The sequence below is a fragment of the Nonomuraea roseoviolacea subsp. carminata genome (genome assembly GCF_024172185.1).
Classification (GTDB): domain Bacteria; phylum Actinomycetota; class Actinomycetes; order Streptosporangiales; family Streptosporangiaceae; genus Nonomuraea; species Nonomuraea roseoviolacea.
Map to the genome: position 1 here is coordinate 3,179,720 of NZ_JAMZEC010000001.1, position 22,472 is coordinate 3,202,191.

At 72.6% G+C, this 22,472-nt stretch carries 23 protein-coding genes; 11 read left to right on the forward strand and 12 right to left on the reverse strand.

What is annotated here, in order from left to right; translation table 11 throughout:
* Positions 1 to 52: 52 nt before the first annotated feature.
* The 6 genes from HD595_RS14730 to HD595_RS14755 form a co-directional block, all read right to left on the reverse strand.
* Positions 53 to 961 (reverse strand): lysophospholipid acyltransferase family protein, encoded by a 909-nt coding sequence (locus tag HD595_RS14730; RefSeq protein ID WP_420540707.1) that lies wholly within the window; start codon positions 959 to 961, stop codon positions 53 to 55.
* Positions 958 to 1,953: an NAD-dependent epimerase/dehydratase family protein gene (locus HD595_RS14735; RefSeq protein ID WP_253769365.1), complete on the reverse strand. Its 996-nt coding sequence runs from the start codon at positions 1,951 to 1,953 to the stop codon at positions 958 to 960. The genes HD595_RS14730 and HD595_RS14735 overlap by 4 nt, the downstream gene beginning before the upstream one ends.
* Positions 1,954 to 1,978: 25 nt before the next feature.
* Positions 1,979 to 2,077, reverse strand: a complete 99-nt coding sequence (locus tag HD595_RS14740; RefSeq protein WP_018654693.1) for a 30S ribosomal protein bS22 — start codon at positions 2,075 to 2,077, stop codon at positions 1,979 to 1,981.
* Between the two features lie 173 nt (positions 2,078 to 2,250).
* On the reverse strand, positions 2,251 to 2,454 hold the full coding sequence (locus HD595_RS14745) for a helix-turn-helix domain-containing protein (RefSeq protein WP_043629748.1): 204 nt from the start codon (positions 2,452 to 2,454) through the stop codon (positions 2,251 to 2,253).
* 311 nt (positions 2,455 to 2,765) lie between these two features.
* Positions 2,766 to 3,548, reverse strand: a complete 783-nt coding sequence (locus HD595_RS14750) for a phosphatase (RefSeq protein ID WP_253769367.1) — start codon at positions 3,546 to 3,548, stop codon at positions 2,766 to 2,768.
* A gap of 28 nt (positions 3,549 to 3,576) precedes the next feature.
* Positions 3,577 to 4,740, reverse strand: coding sequence for an acetoin utilization protein AcuC (locus HD595_RS14755; protein WP_253769368.1), 1,164 nt, complete (start codon positions 4,738 to 4,740; stop codon positions 3,577 to 3,579).
* A gap of 136 nt (positions 4,741 to 4,876) precedes the next feature.
* On the opposite strand from HD595_RS14755, the gene HD595_RS14760 reads away from it, so the two are divergent.
* The 4 genes from HD595_RS14760 (at position 4,877) to HD595_RS14775 (ending at position 8,407) form a co-directional block, all read left to right on the forward strand.
* Complete coding sequence (locus HD595_RS14760; protein ID WP_253769369.1) at positions 4,877 to 6,034, forward strand: sensor histidine kinase; 1,158 nt, start codon at positions 4,877 to 4,879, stop codon at positions 6,032 to 6,034.
* A gap of 5 nt (positions 6,035 to 6,039) precedes the next feature.
* Positions 6,040 to 6,699: a response regulator transcription factor gene (locus HD595_RS14765; protein ID WP_253781168.1), complete on the forward strand. Its 660-nt coding sequence runs from the start codon at positions 6,040 to 6,042 to the stop codon at positions 6,697 to 6,699.
* A gap of 80 nt (positions 6,700 to 6,779) precedes the next feature.
* Positions 6,780 to 7,670: an ABC transporter ATP-binding protein gene (locus HD595_RS14770; protein WP_253769370.1), complete on the forward strand. Its 891-nt coding sequence runs from the start codon at positions 6,780 to 6,782 to the stop codon at positions 7,668 to 7,670.
* Complete coding sequence (locus tag HD595_RS14775) at positions 7,667 to 8,407, forward strand: ABC transporter permease (protein WP_253769371.1); 741 nt, start codon at positions 7,667 to 7,669, stop codon at positions 8,405 to 8,407. Before HD595_RS14770 ends, HD595_RS14775 begins: the two co-directional genes overlap by 4 nt.
* Positions 8,408 to 8,417: 10 nt before the next feature.
* Here the strand turns inward: HD595_RS14775 and HD595_RS14780 are convergent, their stop codons facing one another.
* From HD595_RS14780 to HD595_RS14800, 5 genes are all read right to left on the reverse strand, one after another.
* Positions 8,418 to 9,602 (reverse strand): ABC transporter permease, encoded by a 1,185-nt coding sequence (locus HD595_RS14780; protein WP_253769374.1) that lies wholly within the window; start codon positions 9,600 to 9,602, stop codon positions 8,418 to 8,420.
* Positions 9,599 to 10,396 carry an ABC transporter ATP-binding protein gene (locus tag HD595_RS14785; protein WP_253769376.1) on the reverse strand — a complete coding sequence of 266 codons (798 nt, stop codon included), beginning with the start codon at positions 10,394 to 10,396 and terminating at the stop codon, positions 9,599 to 9,601. Before HD595_RS14785 ends, HD595_RS14780 begins: the two co-directional genes overlap by 4 nt.
* On the reverse strand, positions 10,393 to 11,766 hold the full coding sequence (locus tag HD595_RS14790) for an efflux RND transporter periplasmic adaptor subunit (RefSeq protein ID WP_253769378.1): 1,374 nt from the start codon (positions 11,764 to 11,766) through the stop codon (positions 10,393 to 10,395). Before HD595_RS14790 ends, HD595_RS14785 begins: the two co-directional genes overlap by 4 nt.
* A 146-nt stretch (positions 11,767 to 11,912) precedes the next feature.
* Positions 11,913 to 12,707, reverse strand: a complete 795-nt coding sequence (gene proC, locus HD595_RS14795) for a pyrroline-5-carboxylate reductase (RefSeq protein WP_253769380.1) — start codon at positions 12,705 to 12,707, stop codon at positions 11,913 to 11,915.
* A 44-nt stretch (positions 12,708 to 12,751) separates the two neighbouring features.
* Positions 12,752 to 13,642 carry a proline dehydrogenase family protein gene (locus HD595_RS14800; protein WP_253769382.1) on the reverse strand — a complete coding sequence of 297 codons (891 nt, stop codon included), beginning with the start codon at positions 13,640 to 13,642 and terminating at the stop codon, positions 12,752 to 12,754.
* A 286-nt stretch (positions 13,643 to 13,928) separates the two neighbouring features.
* Here HD595_RS14800 and HD595_RS14805 point away from each other — a divergent pair, with 286 nt between their 5' ends.
* From HD595_RS14805 to clpB, 6 genes are all read left to right on the forward strand, one after another.
* The gene (locus HD595_RS14805) at positions 13,929 to 14,396 is read left to right on the forward strand and encodes a hypothetical protein (RefSeq protein WP_253769384.1); all 468 of its coding nucleotides are present in this window, start codon (positions 13,929 to 13,931) and stop codon (positions 14,394 to 14,396) included.
* Positions 14,397 to 14,599: 203 nt separating this feature from the next.
* A complete protein-coding gene (gene dnaK / locus HD595_RS14810) occupies positions 14,600 to 16,474 on the forward strand; it encodes a molecular chaperone DnaK (RefSeq protein WP_253769387.1) in 1,875 nt (624 codons plus the stop codon).
* Positions 16,474 to 17,103, forward strand: coding sequence for a nucleotide exchange factor GrpE (gene grpE / locus HD595_RS14815; RefSeq protein ID WP_253769389.1), 630 nt, complete (start codon positions 16,474 to 16,476; stop codon positions 17,101 to 17,103). Before dnaK ends, grpE begins: the two co-directional genes overlap by 1 nt.
* Positions 17,104 to 17,147: 44 nt before the next feature.
* Positions 17,148 to 18,335 (forward strand): molecular chaperone DnaJ, encoded by a 1,188-nt coding sequence (gene dnaJ / locus HD595_RS14820; protein WP_253769390.1) that lies wholly within the window; start codon positions 17,148 to 17,150, stop codon positions 18,333 to 18,335.
* Positions 18,336 to 18,338: 3 nt separating this feature from the next.
* Positions 18,339 to 18,689: a heat shock protein transcriptional repressor HspR gene (locus tag HD595_RS14825; RefSeq protein ID WP_175604282.1), complete on the forward strand. Its 351-nt coding sequence runs from the start codon at positions 18,339 to 18,341 to the stop codon at positions 18,687 to 18,689.
* Between the two features lie 4 nt (positions 18,690 to 18,693).
* Positions 18,694 to 21,264, forward strand: a complete 2,571-nt coding sequence (gene clpB, locus HD595_RS14830) for an ATP-dependent chaperone ClpB (RefSeq protein ID WP_253769392.1) — start codon at positions 18,694 to 18,696, stop codon at positions 21,262 to 21,264.
* 549 nt (positions 21,265 to 21,813) lie between these two features.
* On the opposite strand, the gene HD595_RS14835 is transcribed toward clpB, so the two are convergent.
* Complete coding sequence (locus HD595_RS14835) at positions 21,814 to 22,098, reverse strand: hypothetical protein (RefSeq protein WP_253769394.1); 285 nt, start codon at positions 22,096 to 22,098, stop codon at positions 21,814 to 21,816.
* Here HD595_RS14835 and HD595_RS14840 point away from each other — a divergent pair.
* Positions 22,097 to 22,465: a hypothetical protein gene (locus HD595_RS14840; RefSeq protein WP_253769396.1), complete on the forward strand. Its 369-nt coding sequence runs from the start codon at positions 22,097 to 22,099 to the stop codon at positions 22,463 to 22,465. The genes HD595_RS14835 and HD595_RS14840 overlap by 2 nt on opposite strands.
* Positions 22,466 to 22,472: the final 7 nt, after the last annotated feature.

A 22,472-nucleotide genomic window follows, 5' to 3' on the forward strand; every position in this document is an offset into this window, starting at 1 on the left:
GCTGAGAGGAACACCGGCCCCGCGCGGCCGGTTGCGGGAAATCGCGAAAAATCTAGAGAAAAGGCGGGAACGCGTGGCCGCGGCGCAGCCGCAGCTCGTTGAGCAGCTGCTGGATGACCTCGCGGACGTGGTCGGTCAGCTCGAAGACCACCATCGGGTCGTCGGCGGCCGACGGGTCGTACTCGTCGGTGCGGATCGGCTCGCCGAACTCGATCATCCACTTCGACGGCAGCGGCACCAGCCCGAGCGGGCCGAGCAGCGGGAAGAACGGCGTGATCGGCAGGTAGGGCAGCCCGAGCAGCCGCGCCAGGCTGGGCAGGTCGCCGATCTTCGGGTAGATCTCCTCGGCCCCGACGACGGCGGTCGGCACGATCGGCACGCCCGCCCTGATGGCGGAGGCCACGAAGCCGCCCCTGCCGAAGCGCTGCAGCTTGTAGCGGTCGGAGTAGGGCTTGCCCACGCCCTTGAAGCCCTCGGGGAACACCCCGACCAGCTCGCCCTTGCGCAGCAGCCGGTCGGCGTCCTCGGGGCAGGCCAGCGTGTGGCCGGTCTTTCGGGACAGGTGACCGAGCACGGGGAGCTGGTAGACCAGGTCGGCGCCGAGCAGGCGCAGCGGCCGGCCCGCCTCGTCGTGCAGCGCCACCTGCATCATGAGCGCGTCGAGCGGGAGCGTGCCGGAGTGGTTGGCGACGACGAGCGCGCCGCCGTCGGCGGGCACGTTCTTCAGCTCGACGGTCTCGACCCGGAACCAGTGGCGGTAGAGGGGCCGGATCAGCTCCAGCATCACCTTGTCGGTGAGCTCGGCGTCGTAGCCGAACTCGTCGACCTCGTAGTCGCCGGTGATGCGCCGCCGCAGGAAGGCGAGCGCCTCCGCGAGCGGGTCGGGCCGGTCGGACTGGTCGTAGGAGGGGGCGGCGGTGATCGGGATCACCCGCGCCTCCTCGTGGTCCGGGACGCTCACCTGCGGGCACCTCCGAGCGGGCGAAGCCTTCGCGACCGCAGGAAGTCGTCGAACGCCGCGCCGGTCGTGAACTTGGGCTTCCAGCCGAGCTCGGCCTCCAGCCGGGAGCAGTCGACCACGCGGCCGTGGCTCATCAGCCGCACCTGCTCGGGCGAGTAGTCGACCAGCCCCGCCCGGCGCGCGGCGTCGCCCAGCATGCGGAAGGCCGGCGCGAGCAGCGGCATCGACGCCCTGCCCGCGCGGCGCGCGCACTGCGACAGCAGCAGCACGCCGGCCCCGGCCACGTTGTACGTGCCGGGGTGGTCCTCCGTCGCCATCCGGCGCAGCACCTCGACCGCGTCGTCCTCGTGGACGAACTGCAGCCGAGGGTCGAAGCCGAACACCGTCGGCAGCACCGGCTGGGTGAAGTAACGGGTCAGCGGCGAGTCGACGCCCGGACCCATGAAGTTGGCGAAGCGCAGCAGCGAGACCGTGATGTCGGGGCGGCGGCGCGCGAAACCGCGCACGTAGCCCTCCACCTCGGCCGCGTCCTTGGCGTAGCCGTGGACGGGGCCGTCGTGGGGCTCCAGGTCCTCGGTGAACACCGCGGGATCCCGGGGCGACGACCCGTAGACGGCCGTGGTGGAGCGCACCACGACTCGCCGCACGGTGGCCGACCGCTGACACGCGCCGAGCAGTTGCATGGCGCCGATGACGTTGTGCTCCTTCATCAGCGCCCGCCCGGTGGTGCGCGAGGGAGCGCTCACCAGGCTCATGTGCACGACGGTGTCGATGTCGGCGGCCGCGATCACCTGGGCGATGTCGGGGCTGCGCAGATCCACCCGGACGAACTCCGTTCGGCCGAGGGAGATGCCGCCGTCCCGCGTGAGGGAGGGGGGCGGCACGGTGTCGACTCCGATGACGCGGCTGATGTCCGGGTCTGCCGCCAGGACGCTCGCCACCCGGGCGCCGATATGGCGCGAGACCCCGGTGACGAGCACGGTGTGGGTCATCAGCGCCTCGCAGCTGCGTGTTGTCTTACTTCTTGTTACGCCGCTGGATGCGCGTCTTCTTGAGCAGCTTGCGGTGCTTCTTCTTGGCCATCCGCTTGCGGCGCTTCTTGATCACAGAGCCCACGGGACCCCCAGTGCTGGTAGCAAGTACGACAGTGTGCGAGCGCACACCGGCTCACAGACTACCGGCGATCCACGGTAGATCGCCCCAGGGGGGGCGAGAGCCCGGCCGCGTGGCGCCGGCCAGGCCTCTCCCGCGTCGGCACTCGCGGTGTGTCGCACACCGCTACTCCAGCATCAGCCTGCCTCGATGTAGGCCTCCCGAAGATAGTCGTGGACCGCCTGCTCGGGCACTCTGAAGGACCGGCCGACTCGGATGGCCGGCAGCTCACCGGAGTGCACCAGCCGGTACACGGTCATCTTGGACACCCGCATGACCGTGGCGACTTCTGCCACGGTCAGGAACTTCACCTCGCTGAGAGGTCTTTCGCCTGCAGCCATCGGACGCCTCTTCCGCACGTGTTTCCGGGTTATCCCCACTGGTGCCATTGCTCACGCACGTGTACTGCTGTCAGCGTAAGACGGGACTCCGAGTCGGCAAACCCCCTAGTTTCTCAGTTGGCGGAGCCCTCTGTCAGCCGAACCAGCGAAATGGCTGGCCAGCGCCGCTGCCGTGCACCTCGCCTGGACCTTGGAACCGTCCAACTCGTCACACATAGAGTCGCCCAGGACGCGTCAAAAGTTGGCAAAGGGACAGCGAGCCTCTTGGAATGCAGGCGCGAAAAGACGGTATCGGGAGGGCCGAATTGAACTCAAAGGGCTCGTGTGACCAGAGTGACGAGGCGGTCGGTCAGCGGAGCGTAATAGCGAGGTAGCACGTTGTCGTCGAGCGGCACGACCACGTCGATCTTGCCCTCGGCCTCGCCGACGAACAGGCCGGGGTCGTTGCTGTCGGCGAAGGCCACCGTGGGCACGCCCGCCTCACCGGCGGCCCCCGCCCAGCCGTGGTCGGCGATGACGAGGTCCGGCGGCGCGTCGCCCAGCTCGGCGAGCATCCACTCCATCGGGGCCGCGTCGTGGGTGTGGACGAAGCCGCCCTTGTCGTCGAGCATCGCCACGTCGTCGAGGTAGCGCAGCCGGCGCGGCCGGCCGAAGCCCGACCCGGAGTACGTCCAGCCCTCGGCGGGCGTCAGCAGCGTCGCGCCGCGCTCGGCGGCCAGGCGCGCGAGCGGCAGGTGGACGGCCAGCAGACCGGTCGGATGGCCGGTGGCGAACAGCAGCCGCGGGCGCTCGCGCGACAGCGCGGCGGCGATGCGCTCGGCCATGGCGTCGAGGGCGTCGATCGTGAGGTCGGGGTCGATGGTGTCCTGCCCCCGGCGGTGGCCGGGATCGGCGACCACGCCCGCGGACTTGGCCATCAGCGCCAGGACGTCCCGGAACGACCAGGGCTGCTCGCAGGTCAGGCCGAGCAGGTAGTACGGGTCGCCGTTGGCCAGGGAGCTGTAGTGGTCGAGGTTGTTCTCGCGGGGGGTCGCGACATCGCCGGCGATGCGGGTGCGCACCAGATGCTCGCGGAGTTCGTCGCGGCTCAGCACTGCTCTTCCTCGTCAGGACATGGGCTCGTCAGGGCATGGGATCGAGGCCGTGCAGGGGGAAGACCGCGTTGCGGGTCGCCATGATCGCACGGTCTATGGGATCTCCTGGGTCATAACCACCAGAAAGTGAGCGAAATTCCGGATTGCGGCCGTCTGTCATGGTGAGCGGCGGGGTCTCACCCGTCCGCTCCCGCGCGAGGCGCCGCCACTCCTCGCCGGTCGGCGTGGCCGGGGCGATCGGATGACCCGCGACCTCGGCGATCAGGTGCGTCCACGCCCGCGGCACCACCTGCACCAGCTCGTAACCGCCGCCGCCGGTGACGATCCACCGGCCGCCCGCCGTCTCGTGGGCCAGCCGGTGCAGCGCGGCGTACGCGGTGCGCTGGCCGTCCACGCTGAGCATGAGGTTGGCCAGCGGGTCGAGGGCGTGGCTGTCGCAGCCGTGCTGGGTGACCAGGACCTCCGGCCGGAACTCACGCAGCAGCGGCGGCACGACCGCGTCGAAGGCCCGCAGCCATCCGGCGTCGCCGCACCCCGCCGGGAGCGGCACGTTGACGGCGGTGCCCTCGGCGCCGGTCTCCTCCGCGAAGCCGGTGCCGGGGAAGAGCGTGCGGGGGCTCTCGTGCAGGCTGATCGTCAGCACGCGGGGGTCACCGTAGAAGGCCGCCTGCACGCCGTCGCCATGGTGGACGTCGACGTCCACGTACGCCACCCGGGTGGCGCCCCGCGCCAGCAGCCAGGCGATGGCCAGCGCCGGGTCGTTGTAGACGCAGAACCCGCTGGCCGTGGCGGCCATGGCGTGGTGCAGGCCGCCCGCCACGTTGACCGCGTGCTCGGCCGTGCCCTCCCAGACCGCCCGGGCGGCGGCCAGGGACGCGCCGGCGATCAGCGCGGACGCCTCGTGGACGCCGCGGAAGGCGGGGTTGTCCGGCGTGCCGAGGCCCGCCGACAGGTCGGGCGCGCCGGTGGCCGAGACCCGCTTGACCGCCTCGATGTAGCCGCGCTCGTGGACCATGGCCAGCTCGTCGTCGCCCGCGGGCACGCAACCGGCCAGCTCCACCTTGTCGAGCACGCCGAGCTCGCGGGCCAGCGCCATCGTCAGCTCGACCCGGACGGGCGCGAGCGGATGACCTGGGCCGAAGTCGTATGAGGTGAGAGCGTCGTCCCAGATGACCCGTGCTGTCCGACTCATAGCTCCCCTGTTCCCTCGCCTTGGGGCGACGTTACCGCAGCGTCCCCGGACGTGGCCCGCCCGGTGGCACCCGTTGATCAAGGCGAGATGCGGCCGCCCCCGCCTTGTGCGGACACAGCCCGCATAAGGTCAGATCATGGCTCACCTACGGCCGGCGGCCCGGCGCGTCGCGGCCGTGTGGCGCTTCTTCAGGCGTCCCCGGGTCTTCGACATCACGCTCGTCGCCGTCCTGGCCCTGATCGGGTGCGCCGGCCTGGCGTCGGTCGTCCTGGAGGGCTATCCCAAGCTGGCGGCCGGCGCCGCCCACTACGTGATCAGCACGATCCCGCTGCTCGTCCGGCGCCGCCACCCGGTCCACGCCCTCGCCCTCGTCGCGGCGCTCGACCTGATGGGCCTGGCCACCGGCGTCATCGTGGGGCCGAACGTCCCCGTGGCGGTCGCCCTGTACAGCGTGGGCCGCTACACCAGGGGCAGGACGGCCGTCTGGATCACCACCGCGGCGATGGCCGGCTACAACCTGGCGATCATGCTCGCCGTGGACGACCGCAGCGTCTGGGCACCCAACGCGTTCGTGTTCTTCGCCTCCATGGGCGGCGGGCAGTTCGCCCGCGTCCGCGCCGAGCTCAACGAGCGCGACCGCGCCGAGGCGGCCCGGGCCGCGGTCACCGCCGAGCGGCGGCGCATCGCCCGCGAGCTGCACGACGTCGTCGCCCACCACCTCAGCGTGATCAACGCCCTGGTCGGCGGCGCCCGCGCCACGCTCCCGCCCGGCCACGACGTCACCCGCGAGGCGCTGTCCGGCGCCGAGCAGACCGCCCGGCAGGCGCTGGCCGAGATGCGCCAGCTCCTGTACGTGCTGCGGGCCGGCGACGGCGACGGGGCCGACGCCGCCACGGGCGTCGGCGCGGACCGCCTGCCCACGCTGGTCGAGGAGGCCCGCACCGCCGGCCTCCCGGCCGAGCTGACCGTGACCGGGGCGGCCGTGCCCCTGCCCGCGGCCGTGGACCACGCCGTGTACCGCATCGTCCAGGAGGCGCTGACCAACACCCGCAAGCACGCGCCGGGCGCGCGGGCCCGGGTGCTGCTCGCGTACGAGCCGGAGCGGGTCGAGGTGGAGGTCGTGGACGACGGCGCGGACGGCGCCCGGCCCGACGGGCCGCCCGGGTTCGGGCTCGGCGGCATGGCCGAGCGCGTGGCCCTGTGCGGCGGCGAGTTACGCGCGGGCCACCGCCCCGAAGGCGGCTTCCGGGTGCGCGCCCGCATCCCCCTGGAGATCCCCTTGGAGCAGGCATGACCCCCGTGATCGCGGTGCTGCTGGCCGACGACCACGCGCTGGTGCGCATGGGCTTCCGGCTCATGCTGGACGCCCAGCCGGACATGACCGTGGTCGGCGAGGCCGCCGACGGCGAGGAGGCGGTCGAGCAGAGCCGGCGGCTGCGGCCCGACGTGGTGCTGATGGACCTGCACATGCCCGGCCTCGACGGGGTGCGCGCCACTGAGCTGATCACCGCCGAGCTGCCCGGGGTCCGGGTGCTCGCGCTCAGCACGTTCGACCTGGACGAGAACGTCGTGGCCGCGCTGCGGGCCGGGGCCAACGGCTTCCTGCCCAAGGACGTCTCCCCGGAGGAGCTGGTCGAGGGGGTGCGCGTGGTCCACCGGGGCGAGTCGGCCGTGGCGCCGCGGCTGCTGACCCGCCTGATCGGCACGTTCGTGCGCGCCGCCCGCCCGCGCCGCCCCGGCCGCCGCTCCCCCCTGTCCGGGCTCACCGACCGGGAGCGCGAGATCCTCGCGCTGATCGGGCGGGGCCGCTCCAACGGCGAGATCGCCACCGAGCTGGGCGTCTCCCCCTCGACCGTGAAGAACCACGTCACCAGCCTGTTCGGCAAGCTCGGCGTCAGGGACCGCGCCCAGGCGGTCATCGCCGCCTACGAGTCAGGGATGATCACACCAGGAGAGTAGGACCGCGCTCCCAGGGCCCGCGCCCGCGAACGGTCCTCCGGCAGGAGGATCACCCGCCGCCGCGCCGCCAGGCTGGAGACATGACCGCGATACGCGCGACGAACCTGACCAAACGCTACGGCCGGACCGTCGCCGTGGCAGACCTCTCCTTCGACGTCGAGCCCGGACGGGTGACCGGCTTCCTCGGCCCGAACGGCGCCGGCAAGTCGACGACCATGCGCATGATCCTCGGCCTCGACCGCCCCACCGGCGGATCGGTGCTCGTGGACGGCGTGCCGTACCGGGACCTGCGTCACCCGCTGCGCAAGGTGGGCGCGCTCCTCGACGCCAAGGCCGTCCACGGCGGGCGCAGCGCCCGCGACCACCTGCTGGCCATCGCCCAGAGCAACGCGATCCCGGCGGGCCGGGTCATGGAGGTGCTGGAGACCGTGGGGCTGCGCGAGGTGGCCCGCAAGCGGATCGGCGGGTTCTCCCTCGGCATGTCCCAGCGGCTCGGCATCGCCGCCGCGCTCCTCGGCGACCCCGAGATCGTCATCTTCGACGAGCCGGTCAACGGCCTCGACCCCGACGGGATCCTGTGGATCCGCACCTTCATGCGCGACCTCGCCGCCGAGGGCCGGGCGGTGTTCGTCTCCAGCCACCTCATGAGCGAGATGGCGCAGACCGCCGACCACCTCGTCGTCATCGGCAAGGGCCGGCTGATCGCCGACACGAGCGTGGCGGAGTTCATCGGGCGCAGCTCGCAGGCGTACGTCCGCGTGCGCTCGCCCCGGCTGGCCGAGGTGGCCGAGCTGGTCAAGGTCGGCCGGCTGCACCCGGACCACCTGCGCGTGACCGCGATGACGCCGCTGGAGATCGGCGCCCTCACCGCCCGCGCCGGCCTGCCGCTGGAGGAGCTGACGCTCGTGCAGCCCTCGCTGGAGGCGGCCTATATGGAGCTCACCAAGGACAGCCTGGAGTACTCGTCGTGATCGACATCATCCGTTCGGAATGGACCAAGCTGCGCTCCGTCCGCTCCACCATGTGGACGCTCGGCACCGCCGCGCTGCTCATGCTGGCCATCGGCGCCCTGATGTCCATCGCGGTGAAGAACTCCCACGAGGGACCGGTGCCGCCGTCCGGCGTCGCCGAGGTCAGCCTGATGGGCGTCAACTTCGCCGCGCTGGCCGTCGCCGCGCTGGGCGCGCTGGTCGTCACCAGCGAGTACCGCACCGGCGCCATCCGGGTGTCGTACATGGCGGTGCCCAGGCGGCTGCTGCTGCTCGCGGGCAAGCTCGTGGTGTTCGCGGCGGTGGCGCTGGCGGTGTGCATGGCCGCCGCGTTCGCCGCGTTCCTCGTCGGCCGGACCATCCTCGGCGGGGCCTCGCTCGGCGACCCCGGCGTGCTGCGCGCCGTCACCGGCACCGGGCTCTACCTGACCGCGTGCGGCCTGTTCGGGCTGGCGCTCGGCGCCCTCGTCCGGCACACGCCCGGCGCCGTCGTCGCGGCCATCGGGCTGATCCTCGTGCTGCCCCAGCTCACCGTCATGCTGCCCGGCCAGTGGGGCAGGACGGTGAACGACTGGTTCACCTCCAACGCCGGGCGGCAGGTGGCGTTCCCGTCGGAGGCCAGCTCGCTCGGGCCGTGGAGCGGGTTCGCCGTCTACCTGGGCTGGATCGCGGTCACGCTGGCCGCCGCCTGCGTCCTGACCGCCCGCCGGGACGCCTGATCCGGGCCGGCTACTCGGCGCGGAGGGCGACCACGGGGTCCAGGCGGCCCGCCCTCCGCGCCGGCGCCACGCCGAAGAACACCCCCACCACGGCCGACACGCCGAACGCCAGCGCGATCGACCACCACGTGATCGTGGCCGGGACCTCCGTGAACGACCGGATCGCCACCGCCCCGCCCACGCCCAGCACGATGCCGATCGCGCCGCCGATCGTGGTCAGCAGCACCGCCTCGATGAGGAACTGGGCCAGCACGTCGCGCTGGCGGGCGCCCAGCGCCTTGCGCAGCCCGATCTCCTTGGTCCGCTCCCGCACGCTGACCAGCATGATGTTGGACACGCCGACCCCGCCGACCAGCAGGGAGATCCCGGCGATGGCCGCGAGCACGCCGGTCAGCATGCCGAGCACGCTGCCGATCGTGCCGAGGAGCTGGGTCTGGGTGACGGCGGAGAACTTCTCGCCCGGGTACCGCTCGGTGAGCGCGGCCACCACCCGGCCCTGCAGCGCCTCCACCTCATCCGGCCCCGAGGCGCCCACGGCCAGCCCGTTGACCCGGTCGACGCCGAGCATGCGCTGCGCCGTCGTCACCGGCACGTGGACCTCCTGGTCGCGGGAGAGGCCGAACGTCTGCCCGACCGTGGAGTACACGCCCACCACCCGGAACCGCGCCCCGGCGATCGAGACCTGCCGCCCCACCGGGTCCACGTCGCCGAACATCCGCGCCGCCACCTCCGAGCCGAGCACGGCCACGCGGCGCCGCGTGTCGACGTCGGTCTCGCTCAGGGGACGTCCCTTGGCGAGCGGCCGCTGGAAGACGTTCGTGAGGTTCTGGTCGGTGCCGATGATCGTCACGAACGCCTCCGTCCGGCCCACCCGCACGGTCTCCCCCGACTGGAGCGACACGGTCACCTTGGCCGGATCGCCCACCACGCGCCGCACGTAGGCCACGTCGGCCAGGCTCAGCCGGCTCTGCGTCGGCGCGGCGCCCACGGTGAGCTGACCGGGCACGACCAGGATGATGTTGGTGCCGAGGCCGGAGATCTGCTTCTCCACGGCGTCCTTGGCGCCCGTGCCGACCGAGACGAGGACGACCACGGCCAGCACGCCGATGATGACGCCGAGCATGGTCAGCGCGCTGCGCAGCCGGTTGACCCGCAGCGCCTCCAGCGCCATGGCGAACGACTCGCGCCCCCTCACGGCCGTCCCTCCGCCGCCCCTGTGCCCAGCGCGGTGTCCAGCCCTGTGCCAAGCGCTGTGTCCAGCTCGATGCGCCCGTCCCGTACGTGGATCTGACGGCGGGCGTGCGCGGCCACCTCCGGCTCGTGGGTGACCAGGACGACGGCGACCCCGCGCTCGGCGTTGAGCCGGTCGAGGATCGCCATGACCTCCGTGCCGTTGCGGGTGTCGAGATTGCCCGTGGGCTCGTCGGCGAGCAGCACCTTCGGCTCGCCGACCAGCGCCCGCGCGATGGCGACCCGCTGCTGCTCGCCGCCGGACATCTGCGACGGGCGGTGCCCCATCCGGTGGCCGAGCCCGACCGACTCCAGCGCCGTCCTGGCCCGCTCGCGCCGCTCGGCGCGGCCGACGCCGCGGTAGACGAGCGGCAGGGCGACGTTGTCGATGGCGGTGGTCCTGGCCAGCAGGTGGAAGGACTGGAAGACGAAGCCGATCGTCCGGTTGCGCAGCTCCGCCAGCCGCGTGTCGGACAGGCCGGACATCTCCACCCCGTTGATCCGCAGCACGCCGGAGGTGGGGCGGTCGAGGCAGCCGAGCAGGTGCATGAGCGTCGACTTGCCGGAGCCCGACGGCCCGACGATGGCCGCGAACTCGCCCTGGCCGATCCGGAGCGACACGCCCCGCAGCGCCTCGACGGACACGCCGTCGAGGTCGTAGCGGCGGGTGAGGTCCACGGCCTCGATGGCGGGCGTCGCCGCCGACGGGCCGGGAGACGTCGTGGCGGGCGTCGCCGCCGACGGATCGGGAGACGTCATGGCAGGCGCTGGCCCGGCCGTACGGAGTCGGCGCCCTTGACCACGACCCGCTCGCCGACCGACAGCCCGCCCAGCACCTCGACCGCCGCCTCACCCTGGGCGCCGAGCTTGACCACGCGGCGCTCGGCGAGCCCGTCGCGCACCGCCCAGACGACGCTCTCGCGCCCGCTGGAGACGATCGCGGACGCCGGGACCGACACGGCCGACGGCGACTCGCGCACGGTCAGCCGCGCCACCGCGCTCATGCCCGGCTTGGGCGTGGGCGCCGCGCCGCCGTCGTCGAACGTCCCCGCGCCGAGCGAGAGCTGCACCGGGTAGCTGACGCCACCCGTCGTGCCCTCCTTGGGGGTGACGCCGACGCCGGTGACGCGGCCCGTGTACCCGGCGCCCGGGACGGCATCGAGCTCCACCGTGGCCCTGGTGCCCTTCTTGACCAGCAGGACGTCGGTCTCGTCGATGTCGGCGGACAGGGTCAGCCTCGACACGTCGGTGACGGTCACGATCGAGTCGCCGGCCGACACGGGGACGCCGGTCGCCACGGGGGTCCCCGACCCGCCCGAGGACGGCAGCGACGGGAGCTGCTGACCGCCGCCGGGGATCTGGCTCAGCAGCCCGTCCAGGCCGCCCGAGCCGCCGCCGCCCGAGGCGCGGCCGAGGGTGACCACGCCGGAGAAGGGCGCCCTGATCGTCAGCGACGCGACCGTGCCCTCGGCCGCCTTGACCGCGGCCTTCGCCTGGGTGCGCGAGGCCGCCTGGAGCGAGGCCATCGAGCCGGCCAGGCCGCTGAACCCGCTCGTCACCCCCGACAGCACGCTGTTGATCGACCGGTTGAGCTGCGCGGTGATGGACGCCAGCGCCCTGGTCTGCGCCCGGTGCTGCGCCTCGGCCAGGTCGATGGCGCCGAGGAGCTGCTTGCGGGCCTGGGCGTCGCGGATCCTGCGCGCCTCCTGGCGGGCCCGGGCGAAGTGCCTGCCGACCTTGGCGTCGAAGGCGCGGGTGTCGAAGGAGGCGAGCCGCACCTGGGGGCTCGCCAGGCGCGGGGCGGCCGGCGAGGCCAGCCGGGCCGCCTGGCGGGCCTGCTTGAGCTGGCCCTCCGCCTGCGGGGAGCGGATCCTGGCCAGCAGCTCGCCCTTGCGCACCTGCTCGCCCTCGCGGACGTACAGCTTGGCCAGGGTGCCCGGGGCGGGGGCGCGCAGAGTCGCCGTGGCGCGGGCGCCGACCGTGGCCGGAGCCTCGACGACCTCCGTGACCGGGGCGCGCCGGACGTCGGCCAGCTCGACGCCGGCCGGCTCGTCCGAGGTGCAGCCGCCGACGGCGGCCAGCAGGAGCAACGGGACGAGCAGCGGGGGGATGCCGCGACGGATCGTCACCCGATTCATCGTAGGGACAGGGGTCCCCGCGTCCCCGGCCAGGGCCCGCCCAGCGGCGGGTCCCCGTCAAAGGTCGCCCGACGGCGGCGGTCAGGGGCCCGTCCAAAGGTGGTCCGGTCAGGGGCCGCCCAGCGGCGGGTGGCGCGTCAGCCCGAGGCCAGCTCGCGGCCGCGGTCGCGGGCGGCCTCGATGGCGGCCAGGAACGCGGCGCGCACGCTGTGCCGTTCGAGCTCGGCGATCGCGGCGATGGTGGTGCCGCCCGGCGAGGTCACGGCCTCGCGCAGGATCACCGGGTGCTCGCCCGAGTCGCGCAGCATCACGGCCGCGCCCACGATCGACTGGGTCACCATGTCGAGGGCCGCGGCCCGCGGCATGCCGAGCAGGATGCCCGCGTCGACCATGGCCTCGACCAGGTAGAAGAAGTAGGCGGGCCCGGAGCCCGACAGCGCGGTCGCCGCGTCCTGCTGGGCCTCGGGGATGCGCAGCACCTTGCCGACGGGCCTGAGCAGCTCCTCGGTGCGCCGCAGGTGCTCCTCGCCCGCGTGGGCGCCCGCCGAGATCACGCTCATCGCCTCGTCGAAGCGGATCGGCGTGTTGGACATGACGCGGACCACCGGCACCTCGACGCCGAGGCGCTGCTCGACGAACCCGGTGGTGATGCCGGCCGCCGCCGTGATCACCAGCCGGTCGGCCGGGACGTAGGGGGCGATCTCGGCCAGCAGCGTCGCCATGTCCTGCGGTTTGACGGCCAGGATGAGCGTGTCGGCCGCCTTGGCGGCCTCGGAGTTGGACAGCGTGCGCACGCCGTACGACTCGCGCAGCCCGCGCGCCCGCTCGGGCCTGCGCGTGGTCGCCACGATGTCGTCGGGCTGGACGCCCGCCCGCAGCAGCCCGGACAGCAGGGCCTCGCCCATCTTGCCGGTGCCCAGAATCGCGATCACGTCACACCTCCGTCCAGCAGCCTACCGGCCGCCGGACCGGCGGCTCAGCGGCGCCCGGCCAGGGAGCGCAGGAAGAAGGTCAGGTTGCGCGGGCGCTCGGCCAGGCGGCGCATGAGGTACGGGTACCAGTCGGAGCCGTAGGGCACGTAGACGCGCATCTGGGCGCCGAGCCGGGCCAGGCGCTGCTGCTCGGCGGGGCGCACGCCGTACAGCATCTGGAACTCGAACCCGGAGTGGTCGCGGCCGTGGAGCACGGCGAGCGCCGAGGCGATCTCGACCAGCCGCGGGTCGTGCGTGGCGACCATGGGGTAGCCGGCGCCGGCCATGAGGACCTTGAGGCAGCGCACGTACGCGCGGTCGATGTCGGCCGGCGCGGTGAGCGCGCCCGGCGCGGTGTAGGCGCCCTTGCACAGCCGCACCCGGGCGCCCTCGACCTCGGCCAGGCGGGCGCAGCGCTCCAGCGCGCCGGGAAGGTACGACTGGACGACCACGCCGACCGAGGGGTGCTCCTTGAGCAGGGTGGCGTGCACCGAGTGCAGCCCGCCGATCGTGTCGTGCTCCTCGGCGTCGAGTGTGACCGTGATGCCGCGCTCGGCGGCGTGCTCGCAGATCGTGGCGGCGTTGTCGAGGGCGAGCTGCTCCGACAGGCGCAGGCCGAGCGCGGTGAGCTTGACCGACACGTCGGAGCCCTCGGGCAGCAGGCCGAGCAGCGCGAGGTACTCCCGCACGGCGCCCTCCGCCTGGGCCCGGTCGCCGACCTCCTCGCCGAGGTGGTCGACGGTGACGAGCAGGTTCTCACGGGTGAGGTCGGCCACGACGGCCGCGATGTCACCGGCGACGTAGCGGCCGACCACGTCGCGGGTCAGCGGGGAGGTGGAGACGACCCGCTCGACGCGGTCGCTCCTGGAGGCCGCGAGCAGCACCTGACGAAGCACATCTCCAACCCTAGCCCGCCGGTCCGCGCCCCGCCCGACCGCCGTCACCCACCCCGCCGCTCCCCACACCCCGACCGCCTTTTCCCATCCCACCGCTCCCCACACCCCGACCGCCTTTTCCCATCCCACCGCTCGCCACGCTCCCCGACCGCCGTCACACGCCCCGCCGCCCCGCGTCCCTCCCCGCCCCGCGTCCCTCCCCGCCCCCGTCGTCCCCGCACCGTCCGGGCGTCGCGGGGCTTCTCCTGAACCGGGCGGTCCCGCCGTCCGTCGTAGGGGTATGCGGATGTTGCAAGCGACTCTTCTCGCCGGATGCGTCGTGCTCGCGATGGGCTGCGGCACGGCGATGCCCACCGGGCAGGCCGGCTCGCCCACCGGAGGGCAGGCCGCCTCTCCCGCTCCCCACACCCCCGCCTCCGCCTCCGCGGTGACCAGCCCGCCCAAGGGCCCCAAGCCGGTCAAGCCCACGGGCGACGCGGTGAACGTGCGCAAGGTCCCCTGGCAGAAGGCCAAGCCGGTCGCCAAGGGCCGGGCCGTCCAGCTCGTGTGGTCGTCGGGCGTCGAGCCCTGCACGGTCCTGGACCGCGTGAAGGTCAAGGAGACCGGGAAGACCGTGACGATCACCCTGTACGAGGGCGCGTCCCCCAAGGCCAGGAACGTGGCCTGCATCATGATCGCCATCGAGAAGACCACGACGGTCAAGCTCAAGACCCCGCTCGGCCACCGGAAGATCGTGGACGGCGCCAAGCGCTGACCAGCGGCTCCCGAAGACCGAACCCCGCCCCGCCCCGGCACGGCTCTCCGTGCCGGGGCACTTTTGTGGGCGAGAGCGCGTTTGGTGGGAATGCGGGGCGAGTCATCTAGGTTGAGTCGAGTAGGCTCAAGGCGTTTGACAAAGCCTCACGGCATTCGTAGCTTGAGTCTGACCGACTCAACTTTGACTACAAGGACGTACTCATGGCACGTGCGGTAGGTATCGACCTTGGGACGACCAACTCCGTCGTCTCGATCCTCGAGGGCGGTGAGCCCACCGTCATCGCCAACGCGCAGGGCTCGCGGACCACGCCGTCCGTGGTCGCCTTCGCGAAGAACGGCGAAGTCCTGGTCGGTGAGGTCGCCAAGCGGCAGGCCGTCACCAACGTGGACCGCACCATCCGCTCCGTCAAGCGCGAGATGGGCACCAACTGGTCCCAGGAGATCGACGGCAAGAAGTTCTCCCCGCAGCAGATCAGCGCGTTCGTCCTGCAGAAGCTCAAGCAGGACGCCGAGGCCTACCTGGGCGAGAAGATCACCGACGCCGTGATCACCGTCCCGGCCTACTTCAACGACGCCCAGCGCCAGGCCACCAAGGAGGCCGGCACCATCGCGGGCCTCAACGTGCTGCGCATCATCAACGAGCCCACCGCCGCGGCCCTCGCGTACGGGCTCGACAAGGAGCAGGACCAGACGATCCTGGTCTTCGACCTCGGCGGCGGCACCTTCGACGTGTCCCTGCTCGACGTCGGCCAGGAGGACGGCCACGGCTTCGTCGAGGTCAAGGCCACCTCCGGCGACAACCACCTGGGCGGCGACGACTGGGACCAGCGCGTCGTCGACGAGCTGGTCAAGCGCTTCCAGAACGCCCACGGCGTCGACCTGTCCAAGGACAAGATGGCTCTGCAGCGCCTGCGCGAGGCCGCGGAGAAGGCGAAGATCGAGCTGTCCAGCCAGTCCGAGACCACCATCAACCTGCCCTACATCACGGCTTCCTCCGAGGGCCCGCTGCACCTCGACGAGAAGCTGACCCGCGCCGAGTTCCAGCGCCTGACCGCCGACCTGCTCGAGCGGACCAAGGGCCCGTTCCACCAGGTCATCAAGGACGCCGGCATCAAGGTCTCCGACATCGCCCACGTGGTGCTCGTCGGCGGCTCGACCCGGATGCCCGCCGTCACCGACCTGGTCAGGGAGCTGACCGGCGGCAAGGAGCCCAACAAGGGCGTCAACCCGGACGAGGTCGTCGCCATCGGCGCCGCCCTGCAGGCCGGCGTGCTCAAGGGCGAGGTCAAGGACGTCCTGCTGCTCGACGTGACGCCGCTGTCCCTCGGCATCGAGACCAAGGGCGGCATCTTCACCAAGATCATCGAGCGCAACACGACGATCCCGACCAAGCGCTCCGAGGTCTTCACCACGGCCGAGGACAACCAGCCGTCGGTGCAGATCCAGGTCTTCCAGGGTGAGCGCGAGATCGCCTCGTACAACAAGAAGCTCGCCACGTTCGAGCTGACCGGCATCGCCCCGGCGCCGCGCGGCATCCCGCAGATCGAGGTCACCTTCGACATCGACGCCAACGGCATCGTCAACGTCTCCGCCAAGGACCTGGGCACGGGCAAGGAGCAGTCGATGACGATCACCGGCGGCTCCGCGCTGCCGAAGGACGACATCGAGCGGATGATGCGCGAGGCCGAGTCGTACGCCGAGGAGGACAAGAAGCGCCGCGAGGAGGCCGAGGTCCGCAACAACGCCGACGGGCTCGCCTACCAGACGGAGAAGTTCCTCCGCGAGAACGACGACAAGGTCCCGGCCGACATCAAGACCGAGGTCAACGACGCGCTCGGCGACCTGAAGAAGGCGCTGGAGGGCACCGACACCGACACGATCCGCACCTCCGCCGAGAAGCTCGCGACCGTCAGCCAGAAGATGGGCTCGGCGATCTACGCCCAGAGCCAGCAGCAGGCCGGCGGCGAGGGCGCTCCGCAGGGCGCCGCGTCCGGTGACGGCCAGCAGGCCAAGGCCGACGACGACGTCGTCGAGGCCGAGATCGTCGACGAAGACCAGCCGAAGAAGGACCAGTGATGCCGCCGCGTGACAACGGGCACGAGCACAGTGAGCCGGTGATCCGCGACAACCGCAAGATCGACCCGGAGACGGGGCTGCCGCGCGTCAGGTCGGAGGCCGAGGCCAATGCCCAGGCCCAGCCCGACCAGGCGCCGGCCCCCGAGCGCGCCGGGTCCGTGGCCGACGGCGAGCTGGAGTCCCAGCTCGCCGAGCGGACCGCCGACCTCCAGCGCCTCCAGGCCGAGTACACCAACTACCGCAGGCGCGTCGAGCGTGACCGCGTCGCGGTACGCGAGCAGGCGGTCGCGGGCGCGCTCACGGAGCTGCTGCCCGTGCTCGACGACATCGGCCGAGCACGCGACCACGGCGAGCTGACCGGCGGCTTCGCGAAGGTGGCCGAGTCCCTGGAGGCCGCGGTCACCAAGCTCGGGCTCACGCCGTTCGGCCAGAAGGGCGACCCCTTCGACCCGACCGTCCACGAGGCGCTGATGCACAGCTACTCGCCGGACGTGACCGAGCCGACCGCGATCGAGGTCCTTCAGTCCGGTTACCGCATGGGTGACCGGGTCCTGCGGCCGGCCCGCGTGGCCGTGGCCGAGCCCGAGGACGCCCCTCCGGCGTCCGACAGCGCCGCTTCCGGCGACTGACTCCGGCACGACAACTCAACCGAACAAGGGACGAAGGGCAGTAGATGAGCACCAAGGACTACCTGGAGAAGGACTACTACGCCGTCCTTGGTGTGCCCAAGTCCGCCACCGCCGACGAGATCAAGAAGGCGTACCGGAAGCTGGCCAGGCAGTACCACCCGGACACCAACCACGGCGACACCGCCAAGGAGACCAAGTTCAAGGAGGTCTCGGAGGCGTACGACGTGCTGTCCGACAGCAAGCGCCGCAAGGAGTACGACGAGGCGCGGGCGCTGTTCGGCTCGGGTGTCGGCGGCCAGCGGCCCGGCGGCGGTGGCGGGTTCTCGTTCGACTTCGGCGACCTCTTCGGCGGCACGGCCGGTCAGCAGACCGGCCACGGCGCCGGAGAGCGGCTCGGCGACCTGTTCGGCGGGCTGTTCAACCGCGGCGGCGGCGGTGGTGCGACCCGCACCACCAGCGCCACCCGCCCGCGCCGCGGCCAGGACATCGAGTCCGAGGTCACGCTCACGTTCACCGAGGCGATCGAGGGCACCACGGTGTCCCTGCGGCTGACCAGCTCGGCCGCCTGCGGTGCGTGCAGCGGCACGGGAGCCAAGGCGGGCACGACCCCGCGGGTCTGTCCCACCTGTGAGGGCACCGGCGCGGCCAGCCGCAACCTCGGCAGCTTCGCCTTCTCCGAGCCGTGCCGCGACTGCAAGGGCCGCGGCCTGATCGTGGACGACCCGTGCCCCGTGTGCGAGGGCAGCGGCCGGGCCAAGAGCACGCGCACCATCCAGGCGCGCATTCCCGCGGGGGTGGCCGACGGCCAGCGGGTCAGGCTCAAGGGCAAGGGCGCGCCGGGCGAGAACGGCGGACCCGCCGGCGACCTGTACATCCTCACCCACGTCAAGCCGCACGCGGTCTTCGGCCGCCAGGGCGACAACCTGACGATCACCGTGCCGGTGACGTTCACGGAGGCCGCGCTGGGCGCCGAGATCAAGGTGCCGATCCTCAAGGGGATGCCGGTGACGCTGCGCATCCCGCCGGGCACGCCCAACGGGCGCACGTTCCGGGTCCGGGGCAGAGGCGCCGCGCACAAGGACGGCACCAAGGGCGACCTGCTCGCCACCGTCGAAGTGATCGTCCCGCAGAGCCTGGACGACAAGTCGCGGGAGCTCCTGACCGAGTTCGGCACCGCGACGGCGGGTGACGACCCGCGAGCTGATCTCATTCAGAGAGCCAGAAGCGAGTAGCCGATGGACGCCAACTATTTCGACCTGTCAGACGACACGCCCGTCTACGTGATCTCGGTGGCCGCACAGCTCTCGGGGCTGCACCCGCAGACGCTGCGGCAGTACGACCGGCTCGGACTGGTCTGCCCGGGGCGTACGGCGGGGCGCGGCCGCCTCTACTCGACCCGTGACATCCTCCAGCTGCGCGAGGTGCAGCGGCTCTCCCAGGAGGAGGGCATCAACCTCGCCGGCATCAAGCGGATCCTGGAGCTCGAGAACGAGGCACTGCGGCTGCGCGAAGAGGTTCACCGCCTGCGCGCCGAGATGCAGATGGTCAAGGCGCTGATCCGCTACGAGCTGCCACCGGGGGCCTAGAAAGATGGACTACAAGCTCACCCAGAAGAGCCAGGAGGCGCTGGCGGGCGCCATGCGGCGCGCCGCCGCCGAGGGTCATCCCGAGATCGCCCCGGCTCATCTGCTGACCACGCTGCTCGGCCAGACGGGCGGCACCGCGGTCCCGCTGCTGGACGCCGTGGGCGCCGACTGGAAGGCCGTGCGCGCCAAGGCCGAGGAGACGCTGGCGGCGCTGCCCAAGGCGCAGGGCTCCACCGTGAGCGCGCCGACGAGCTCGCGCCAGCTCCTCACCGTCATCAACACCGCGGCGCAGCGCGCCAAGCGGCTGGAGGACGAGTACGTCTCCACCGAGCACCTGCTGGTGGGCCTGGCCACCGACGGCGGCCAGGTCGCCGAGCTGCTGAAGTCGCAGGGCGCCACGCCGCAGGCGCTGCTCGACGCGTTCGAGAAGGTGCGCGGCCACGCCCGCGTCACCAGCGAGACGCCCGAGGACACCTACCAGGCGCTGGAGAAGTACGGCGTCGACCTGACCGAGCGGGCCCGCAGCGGCCGGCTCGACCCGGTCATCGGCCGCGACTCCGAGATCCGCCGCGTCGTGCAGGTGCTGTCGCGGCGCACCAAGAACAACCCGGTGCTGATCGGCGAGCCCGGTGTCGGCAAGACCGCCGTCGTCGAGGGCCTCGCCCAGCGGATCGTCGCGGGCGACGTGCCCGAGTCGCTGCGCAACAAGCGGCTCATCTCGCTCGACCTGGGCGCGATGGTGGCCGGCGCGAAGTACCGCGGCGAGTTCGAGGAGCGGCTGAAGGCCGTGCTGTCCGAGATCAAGGAGAGCGACGGCCAGATCGTCACCTTCATCGACGAGCTGCACACCGTCGTCGGCGCGGGGGCCGCCGAGGGCGCGATGGACGCGGGCAACATGCTCAAGCCCATGCTCGCCCGCGGCGAGCTGCGCATGATCGGCGCGACGACGCTCGACGAGTACCGCGAGCGCATCGAGAAGGACCCGGCGCTGGAGCGCCGCTTCCAGCAGGTGTACGTCGGCGAGCCCACGGTCGAGGACACCATCGCGATCCTGCGCGGGCTGAAGGGCCGCTACGAGGCCCACCACCAGGTGCAGATCGCCGACAGCGCGCTGGTGGCCGCCGCCGCCCTGTCCGACCGCTACATCACCAGCCGGTTCCTGCCGGACAAGGCCATCGACCTGGTCGACGAGGCCGCCTCGCGGCTGCGCATGGAGATCGACTCCCGTCCCGTGGAGATCGACCAGCTCCAGCGCAACGTCGACCGGATGAAGATGGAGGAGCTGGCCCTCTCCAAGGAGACCGACGACGCCTCGCTCCAGCGGCTGGAGCGGCTGCGCAAGGAGCTGGCCGACCGGCAGGAGGAGCTCAACTCCCTCGTCGGCCGCTGGGAGCGCGAGAAGGCCGGCCTGAACAAGGTCGGCGAGCTGAAGAAGCAGCTCGACGAGGCGCGCGGCGCGGCCGAGCGGGCCCAGCGCGACGGCGACTTCGAGGCGGCGTCCCGGCTCATGTACGCCGAGGTGCCGCGGCTGGAGCAGGCGCTGCGCGAGGCGTCCGAGGCCGCCCAGCCGGACGACGCCATGGTCAAGGAGGAGGTCGGCCCCGACGACATCGCCGAGGTCATCTCGTCCTGGACGGGCATCCCAGCCGGCCGCCTGATGGAGGCCGAGACGGCCAAGCTGCTGCGCATGGAGGAGGAGCTGGCCACGCGGCTCGTCGGGCAGCGGCAGGCCGTGCAGGCCGTGTCCGACGCGGTGCGGCGCAGCCGGGCCGGCATCGCCGACCCCGACCGGCCGACCGGGTCGTTCCTGTTCCTCGGTCCCACGGGCGTCGGCAAGACCGAGCTGGCCAAGGCGCTGGCGGAGTTCCTGTTCGACGACGAGCGGGCGATGACCCGCATCGACATGAGCGAGTACTCCGAGAAGCACAGCGTCGCCCGGCTCGTCGGGGCGCCTCCGGGCTACGTCGGCTACGAGGAGGGCGGCCAGCTCACCGAGGCGGTGCGGCGCCGGCCGTACACCGTGGTGCTGCTGGACGAGGTCGAGAAGGCCCATCCCGAGGTCTTCGACATCCTGCTCCAGGTGCTCGACGACGGTCGGCTCACCGACGGCCAGGGCCGCACGGTCGACTTCCGCAACACGATCCTGATCCTCACCTCCAACCTGGGCTCCCAGTTCCTGGTGGACCCGACGCTGGAGGGCGACGCCAAGCGCGAGGCCGTGATGGGCACGGTCCGCGGCGCCTTCAAGCCGGAGTTCCTGAACCGGCTCGACGACGTGATCCTGTTCGACGCACTCGGCACGGAGGAGCTGGCCCAGATCGTCGACCTCCAGGTCGAGCGACTGGCGCGGCGCCTGTCGGACCGCAGGCTGACCCTGGAGGTCACGCCGGCGGCCCGCGAGTGGCTCGCGCTCACGGGCTACGACCCGATGTACGGCGCCCGGCCGCTGCGCCGGCTCGTCCAGTCGGCGATCGGCGACAAGCTCGCCAAGGCGGTGCTGTCGGGCGAGATCGTGGACGGCGACAAGGTGCTGGTGGACCTCGGCGACGACGAGCTGACCATCAAGCGCGCCTGACGCGACCTGGGCGGCAGGCCGCCGAGCGCGCCTGACGCGACCTGGGCGGCAGGCCGCCGAGCGCGCCTGACGCGAGATCGGCGAGGGCCCCGGGGCCCGGCCTTCACGGCTGGGGCTCCGGGGCTTTCGCGTGCGTGCGCGCGGCACGGCGGGGGCGCCTGAGACACGGCGTCGGGCGCGCCTCAGGCACGCAGCGGCCGGGGCGCTTCGGACACGGCCGGGGTAAGGACTGCCCACCGTTAGGCCAAGCGGGCCACGCGGCGGCGCTCGGCTGGCTAGCTTCGGCCTTCGTCCGGGACTCCGCCGGCTACGGCCCGAGCGTCTTCTCGGGCCTCGGCCCGAGAAGGTGTCGTGTGAACGCGCGCGAGGGTGTCCGGCACCGTGCGAGCGCCCACGAGGGCGCCCGGCGTCGTCCGAGCCCGTATCGACGAGAGGACGTGCAGTGTCGAACCCAGCGCCATCACGGCGATCCCCGTCATCCCCCGCATTCCCGTCAGCCCCGCCATCCCGGGGATCACGGCCGGCCGCGCCGTCCCGGCGGTCCCCGCACTACGCGCCATCCAGGTGGTCTCCGTGGTCCCGGTCGTCCGGGTCGTCCCGGTCATCGCTGTCGTGTTCCGGTTTCCGGGCCGCCGTCGCGGCGGTCACCCTGAGCGCCGGCGTCATCTGGATCGCCGCCGCCCCCTCCCCGGCGCTCGCCCACACCCGGGCCGGGGGCGAGGAGGACGCCTCCGCGGTCGTGGCGCGGACGGCCGAGCGCCTCGGGCTCACCGGGCCGCGAGGAGCCGGCTCCCCCATGGTCACGCCGGACGTGACGGCCGCTACCGCGGGCATGCCCGTCGTCCCCCCTGGCGCGCGCAACCCGTCGGGGCTGCCCGACGTCTCCTCGATGGCCACGGCCCCGGACCTGCCCGGCCTGCCCGCGGTCCCGGCCCGTCCCGCCCGCAGGTTCGACGGGGTCGCCGTCTCGGGCGAGGACTCCGCGCCGTCCGCCCGGCGCCAGGACGCGCACGAGAGCCCCGACCGGGCGCGCAGCCGCCCTGACGCCGCCACCCCGGCGGAGCGGCCGCGGAACGGCGCCGCCCGCCTGGCCGAGCCCCGCTCCTCCTCCGTGCGCGAGCCTCGCGAGGGCCGCGCGGGCCGGCCGGCCGGCGACGCGGACGGGGTCGGCACGCTCCTCCCCGGCCTGGGCCTGAACTGACGCTCTG